At 62.6% G+C, this 6,627-nt stretch carries 8 protein-coding genes; 5 read left to right on the top strand and 3 right to left on the bottom strand.

The window, feature by feature from the left end; translation table 11 throughout:
• The first annotated feature begins 202 nt into the window (after positions 1-202).
• On the top strand, positions 203-451 hold the full coding sequence (locus Q1W40_RS10755; protein WP_300711747.1) for a YfhL family 4Fe-4S dicluster ferredoxin: 249 nt from the start codon (positions 203-205) through the stop codon (positions 449-451).
• A 6-nt stretch (positions 452-457) separates the two neighbouring features.
• Here the strand turns inward: Q1W40_RS10755 and pth are convergent, their stop codons facing one another.
• Positions 458-1,093, bottom strand: a complete 636-nt coding sequence (pth, locus tag Q1W40_RS10750; protein WP_300711745.1) for an aminoacyl-tRNA hydrolase — start codon at positions 1,091-1,093, stop codon at positions 458-460.
• Positions 1,094-1,149: 56 nt separating this feature from the next.
• On the opposite strand from pth, the gene Q1W40_RS10745 reads away from it, so the two are divergent.
• Both Q1W40_RS10745 and Q1W40_RS10740 read left to right on the top strand, forming a co-directional pair.
• Complete coding sequence (locus Q1W40_RS10745) at positions 1,150-1,371, top strand: SlyX family protein (protein WP_108286412.1); 222 nt, start codon at positions 1,150-1,152, stop codon at positions 1,369-1,371.
• Positions 1,371-2,429, top strand: coding sequence for an RNA methyltransferase (locus Q1W40_RS10740; protein ID WP_300711742.1), 1,059 nt, complete (start codon positions 1,371-1,373; stop codon positions 2,427-2,429). The genes Q1W40_RS10745 and Q1W40_RS10740 overlap by 1 nt, the downstream gene beginning before the upstream one ends.
• Here Q1W40_RS10740 and Q1W40_RS10735 read toward each other — a convergent pair.
• Positions 2,410-3,306, bottom strand: coding sequence for an EamA family transporter (locus tag Q1W40_RS10735; RefSeq protein ID WP_300711740.1), 897 nt, complete (start codon positions 3,304-3,306; stop codon positions 2,410-2,412). The two genes, Q1W40_RS10740 and Q1W40_RS10735, sit on opposite strands and share 20 nt — an antisense overlap.
• 10 nt (positions 3,307-3,316) lie before the next feature.
• Positions 3,317-3,817, bottom strand: coding sequence for a methylated-DNA--[protein]-cysteine S-methyltransferase (locus tag Q1W40_RS10730; RefSeq protein WP_300711737.1), 501 nt, complete (start codon positions 3,815-3,817; stop codon positions 3,317-3,319).
• A gap of 272 nt (positions 3,818-4,089) precedes the next feature.
• On the opposite strand from Q1W40_RS10730, the gene Q1W40_RS10725 reads away from it, so the two are divergent.
• Together Q1W40_RS10725 and Q1W40_RS10720 are read left to right on the top strand one after the other, a co-directional pair.
• A complete protein-coding gene (locus Q1W40_RS10725; RefSeq protein WP_300711735.1) occupies positions 4,090-5,493 on the top strand; it encodes a phosphomannomutase/phosphoglucomutase in 1,404 nt (467 codons plus the stop codon).
• Positions 5,494-5,517: 24 nt separating this feature from the next.
• Complete coding sequence (locus tag Q1W40_RS10720; RefSeq protein ID WP_300711733.1) at positions 5,518-6,591, top strand: glycosyltransferase family 4 protein; 1,074 nt, start codon at positions 5,518-5,520, stop codon at positions 6,589-6,591.
• The last annotated feature ends 36 nt before the right edge of the window (positions 6,592-6,627 follow it).

Below are 6,627 nucleotides of genomic sequence, written 5' to 3'. Positions count from 1 at the left end.
TGCCGTCAGAGACAACGGAATGGCAGTGCAGGTCAGCGTTCATGATGTATTCCACAGCTTCATTTTAGGCCCACAGCGTGCGGACCCCTTTGGTGTTGTGGAATTTTGTGATTCCCCAACAGCCCTGCCTGCGGGCGGGTTGGCGTCACTCGTCGATAATCGTGGGCATGAACCTGATTGCGAATTTTGTGGAGTCCTTGGCATGGCTTTGATGATCACCGACGAATGCATCAACTGCGATGTGTGCGAGCCCGAGTGCCCCAATCAGGCGATTTACCTGGGCGAAGAAATTTACGAAATCGACCCGAGCAAATGCACCGAGTGCGTCGGGCACTTTGACGAGCCCCAATGCGTGCAGGTCTGCCCCGTGGCCTGCATCCCGGTCAGCCCCCAGCACGTGGAGACCTCAGAATCCCTCTGGGCCAAATACCGTCGCTTGCAAGGGCAGTGATGTCACTCAGGCGGGGTCTGTCGACTCGGGGGGCACCGCCTTCGGCGGCTTTGGCGGTTTCGGGCGCGGCGGCTTGCTGGTGTGGATCAGGGCCATGGCTTTCTCCATCTCGCCGTCCAACAGCAAAGGCAAGGCTTTCACGGAACGCGCAATGCTGTCTTCGATGGCGGTGCGGTGCTCGGCCATGGGTTTTTTCAATACCCAGCTGACCACTTCGGATTTGACGCCGGGATGGCCCACGCCAATGCGCAGACGCCAATAGTCGGCGGTGCCCAGCTGGGCGTGGATGTCGCGCAAACCGTTGTGTCCGGCATGGCTGCCGCCCAGCTTGAGCTTGGCTTCGCCGGGGGCGATGTCCAGCTCGTCGTGTGCCACCAAAATCTCTTGCGGCTGAATCTTGAAAAACCGCGCCAGCGCGCTGACCGATTTGCCCGACAGGTTCATGAAGGTCTGGGGTTCCAGCAACCACACCGTCTGGCCCTTCACGGTGGTGCGGGCCATCAGGCCGTGGTAGCTGCGCTCGGGCACCAGCGAGACCTTGAGTTCGCGGGCCACCGCATCGATCCACCAAAAACCGGCGTTGTGGCGGGTGTCTTCGTATTCAGTGCCGGGATTGCCCAGGCCGACTAAGAGTTTGATCATGGGACGTGATTATCCTTGGCGCCTGATGGGGGCAAAAATCAGGTCCAATACAGGCCATGGACATTCCCACCCCAATTGAAAACCGCCTGGTCGATCTGGAGATCAAGGCCGGCTTCACCGAAGACCTGCTGGACCAGCTCAACGCACAGGTCTACCGCCAGCAACAGCAAATCGACGCGCTCATCCAGGAGCTGCGCCAGATGCGCGATCGCCTGCCCGAGTCGGGTGGTGGCGCCGAGGTGCGCAATTTGCGTGACGAGATCCCGCCGCATTACTGATGCCCATTCCCAGCTTTCACAGCGTTCAGGACATCCGGGAGTACTTGTGTGCCCTGGGCGCCAACGCCCTGCACGAGCAGCGCATCTTGCGCTTGTGGGTGCAAGCCAAGCCGCAGGACAGCGGGCGCAGGCCTTTGACGAGCTTCATGCCCACAGCGGTGCGCGACGCGCTGCCTGCGCTGAGTGATGCGCTGACAGGTCTGGCCACCTTGCGCGAGCAGCATCCCGGTCAAGACGGCTCCGCCCGTTTGCTGGTGGGCCTGCAAGACGGCCAGACCGTGGAAAGCGTGCTGCTGCCGCGTGACGGGCTGTGTGTTTCGAGCCAGGTGGGCTGCGCCGTGGGCTGCGTGTTTTGCATGACCGGCCGCGAAGGCCTGATCCGTCAGGTGGGCAGCGCCGAGATCGTGGCGCAAGTCGCGCTGGCCCGCACGCTCAGGCCGGTCAAAAAAGTGGTGTTCATGGGCATGGGTGAGCCTTCGCACAACCTCGATCAGGTGATGGAGGCGATTGACCTGCTCGGCACGGTGGGCAACATCGGGCACAAGAATCTGGTGTTTTCCACGGTGGGCGATGCCCGGGTGTTCGAGCGTCTGCCGCAAGGCCGCGTCAAGCCTGCATTGGCCCTGTCGTTGCACACCACACGGGCCGATCTGCGGGCGCAGCTGCTGCCGCGTGCGCCGCGCTTTGACCCGCAAGACCTGGTCGAAGCCGGTGAGGTCTATGCCCGCGCCACGGGCTACCCGATCCAGTACCAGTGGACGCTGATCGAGGGCGTGAACGACAGCGACGAAGAAATCGAGGGCATCGTGCGCTTGCTCAAGGGCAAATACGCCTTGATGAACATGATCCCCTACAACGCGGTGCCCGATCTGCCTTATGCCAGGCCGAGTTGGGAACGCGCCGCTGAAATTGCCCGCACCTTGCACCAGCGGGGCGTGCTGACCAAACTGCGCCAGTCAGCCGGTCAAGATGTGGACGGTGGCTGTGGTCAGCTCAGGGCGCGCGATGTGGTGCAGCGGGTGCAGATTCACCGCCAGATCAACGCCCCGGCAGCTTGACCAGTCCGCTGGACAGGGCCGTGCCCGCCAGAATCACCGCGCCGCACAGCAGCATCCAGGCGGTCACGCTTTCGCCCAGAAACAGCACGCCGTAGGCGATGGCAAACACCGGCACCAGAAAGGTGACCGTGAGCGCGCGTGCGGGTCCGGCGTTTTCAATCAGCTTGAAATACAGGATGTAGGCCACGCCAGTGCAGAGCACGCCGACGGTGATCAGAGACCACCAGGCGGTCGCGCTGGGCCAGTGATCGGGGTGAAACCACAGCGCAGGCAGCACCAGCGTCAAAGTGGCGCCGATCTGGCTGCCGGTGGCGGTGACCAGCGGCGGCAGGCTGGGGATGTGCTTTTTGGTGAAGCTGGCCGACAGCGCATAGCAGCTGGTGGCGGCCAGGCAGGCCAGCACCGCCCAGGCTGGGGCAATGCCCGAGGCGTTGGGCTTGAAGCTCGCCTGTCCACTGGCCAGCAGCACCACGCCGCCAAAGCCGATGGCCAGACCTACACTGCGTGACAGACTGGGCTTGTCGCCCAACCAGACCCAGGCCACCAGCGCGCCAAACAGCGGCACCGTGGCGTTCAGGATGGACGAAAACCCTGTGGTGATGTGCATCACCGCAAAGGAATACAGGGCAAAGGGAATGCCGCTGTTGAGCACGCCTACAAACAGCACGGGTTTCCAGTGTTGCCGCAGGGCGGACCAGTGGCCTTTGGCCAACATCAACGGCAGCAAAAAAGCCGAAGCAATGGCCACCCGAATGGCCGCGGTGGGCAGCGCGCCCAGTTCCACCGCAGCCAGACGCATGAACAAAAAGGACGAGCCCCAGATGGCGGACAGGATCAAAAAATCAGCCAGCCAGCCTTTGGCGTGAGATGAATGCATGGAGAAGGTGTCAGATGCCGGGATGGCCTTCCAGCCGCAGCAGCGCCTGTTTGCGCCACAGCCCGCCGGCATAGCCAGTGAGTTGACCACCGGCACCCAAAATGCGGTGGCAAGGCACGATGATACTGACCGGATTGCGGCCAACAGCAGCGCCCACAGCGCGCACGGCTTGGGGCTTGTTCAGTTGTTTGGCCAGATCGCCATAGCTTTGGCTCTGGCCGGCATTGACCCTGAGCAGGGCTTGCCATACCGATTGCTGAAACGCGGTGCCGCGTGACAAATCCAGGGGCAGGTCGAAGCTTTGGCGCTGACCTGCAAAGTAGGCCTGCAATTGCGCTGCCGTTTGCTGCAGCACCGGGTCTTGGGGGGCGATGGGCCAACTTTGGATTTGCGCCGGGCTCGGGCCATGGCGCTGTTCATCGAACCACACCCCGCACAGACCACGCTCGCTGGCCGCTAAGGTCATGCGGCCCCAAGGGCTGTCGATGTGCAGGCTGTTCCAGTGGGTCATGGATGGGCTTTCCAGTTCAGGGGGCGTTGAGAACGGTTGGGCCATGTTAACGGCAAGAGGATGGAATGCGTGGATCCCGCATCGAGTGCGGGATGACAGGTTTTAGGGGATGACAGGGCTTAGGGGATGACGGGGCTTGTGGGATGCCGGTTGGCAGGCACCGCGTTTCGGGCCGGTTTCGAACCGGCGGCGCCTACAATGCAGGCAAAATCTGCCAGTCGGTCTTTCCCGCTCGGGAAGGGCGCTCCTTCAAGTCTTTTGATCTCTGTCCCATGCAAGTCACCCCTTCGATTTTCAAAGCCTATGACATCCGTGGCGTTGTCCCTTCTACGCTGAACGAAGCGGTCGCAGAAGGCCTGGGCAAGGCCTTTGGCACGGTGGCACTCGCCGAAGGGCAGACCACGGTGGCCGTGGGCCGAGATGGCCGTTTGAGCGGTCCGGCCTTGTCGGCCGCGCTCATTCGCGGTCTGGTGGCTGCGGGTGTGCAGGTCATCGACATCGGCATGGCGACCACGCCCATGTTGTACTTTGCGGCCAACACCGCTTGCCAAAGCGGCATCCAGGTGACCGGCAGCCACAACCCCAAGGACTACAACGGCTTCAAGATGGTCTTGGCCGGTCGCGCCATTTATGGCGATGAAATCCAGGCCCTGCGCCAGATGATGGAAACCGAGACTTGGCAGCTCCAAGCCGGTGGCGGCGTGTCGCAATTGGACGTGCTGTCCGATTACACCCAGCGCATCGTGGGGGACATCCGCTTGGCACGCCCCATGAAGATCGTGGTGGATTCGGGCAACGGCATCGCCGGTGCCTCGGCCCCCGGCATCTTCCGTGCCCTGGGTTGCGAGGTGATCGAGCTGTTCAGCGAAGTCGATGGCGAGTTCCCCAACCACCACCCCGACCCCAGCAAGCCCGAAAACCTGCAAGACCTGATGCAGGCCCTCAAAACCACCGGGGCTGAACTGGGCCTGGCTTTTGACGGGGACGGCGACCGTCTGGGCATCGTCACGAAAGACGGCAACAACATTTACCCCGACCGTCAGATGCAGCTGTTTGCCGAAGATGTGCTCCAGCGTGTGCCGGGCGGCACCATCTTGTTTGACGTGAAATGCTCGCAGCGCCTGGCCCCGGCCATTGAAGCTGCAGGCGGCAAAGCGCTGATGTACAAAACAGGCCACTCGCTGATCAAGGCCAAAATGAAAGAGGTCGAGGCCGCAGGTGGTCAGGCCCCCTTGGGCGGCGAGATGAGTGGCCACATCTTCTTCAAGGAGCGTTGGTACGGTTTCGACGACGGCACCTACGCGGGTTGCCGCTTGCTGGAAATCGTCAGCAAGCAGCCCGATGCCAACGCGGTGCTCAACGCGCTGCCCAGCAGCTTCAGCACGCCCGAGCTGAACGTGGCCTGCGCCGAGGGCGAGCCGCACACGGTCACGAAAGCCTTGCAAGCCAAGGCGGGCAGCACCTTCAGTGCACCGGCCAAAGTGTCGGACATCGACGGTCTGCGTGTGGACTGGCCCGATGGTTTTGGTTTGATCCGGGCCTCCAACACCACGCCCGTGCTGGTGCTGCGTTTTGAAGGCCAGACCGAAGCGGCGCTGCACCGCATCGAGTCCGCCATGCTGGCCTTGCTGCGCTCGGTCAAGCCCGATGCGCAGATTGGCGCTGCGGCCCACTGAACCACGCTTGACCGAAAGCCCCAGATGAACCCCGCCAACGCCGTGCTCAGCCAAGACCCCGAGGTCATTGTTTTCAACCTCAAGGAGCGCTATACCGGCGTGTCGGCCACCATCAACGCCTTGGTGCCGCTGCAGGCGCACCAGTGGCGGCTGGGCTTTTGCGGCACCCGCATGTCCAACGGCATCGACGGCATGACGCTGCGCGAAGCCATCAAGTTGTCGCGCAAGCCGCCCGCAGGCCGTGCGTTTCGCATCTGGCATGTGCGTCGTGACCCGGAAATGATGGCGGCGATTTTTGCGCGAGATGTGCTGCGCTTGCCCATCAAGTTGGTCTTCACGTCCGCAGCGCAGCACCTGCACGGCGCATTCCCGCGTTGGCTGATTTCCAAAATGGACGCGGTCATCTCCACCACGCCCTTGGCCGCATCGTTTGTGCCCAACACCACGGCGGTGGTGCCGCACGGCATCGACCTGTCACGCTTTTCGCCACCGGCCGACAAGCGCACGGCCTGGAAAGATTCGGGCCTGCCCGGTGAATACGGCATTGGCGTGTTTGGCCGTGTGCGTCCCGACAAAGGCAGCGATGTGTTTGTGGACGCGATGATCGAAGCCTTGCCGCATTTGCCCGGGGCCACGGCGGTGATCGCCGGTTTGGCTCAGCCCAAGCACCAGGCGTATCAAGACGAACTCAAAGCCAAAATTGCCGCTGCAGGCTTGGCCGAGCGCATCGTCTTTTTGGGCGAAGTGCCTGCTGGCGAAGTGCACCGTTGGTACCAACGCTGTCTGCTGTGTGTGGCCTGCCCACGTTACGAGCCTTTTGGCCTCACGCCGTTTGAGGCGGCGGCCACCGAGTGCGCGCTGGTGTGCTCACGCACCGGTGCGTTTGACCAGTTGGCCATCCCCGGCTTGACTGGCGAGATGGTGGACACGGGCGATGCGCCCGGTTTGGCACAAGCCGTGCGCAAGGTCTTGAGCAATCGCGAGCAGGCCTTGCGCATGGGCCAGGCAGCGCGTCAGCGAGTGGTCGAGCACTTCTCTCTAGCCAAAGAGGCCGAAGGCATTGGCCGCGTCTATGCGCAACTGTTTGCGGCTGCCTGAGCGTTGATGACCGTGTCCAGGCTAAGTTGGTTGGAG

The organism is Limnohabitans sp., from assembly GCF_030158565.1.
Lineage (GTDB): Bacteria > Pseudomonadota > Gammaproteobacteria > Burkholderiales > Burkholderiaceae_C > Limnohabitans_A.
The sequence above is the reverse complement of the archived record's forward strand: the minus strand, read 5'-3'. Positions and strand labels throughout refer to the sequence as shown.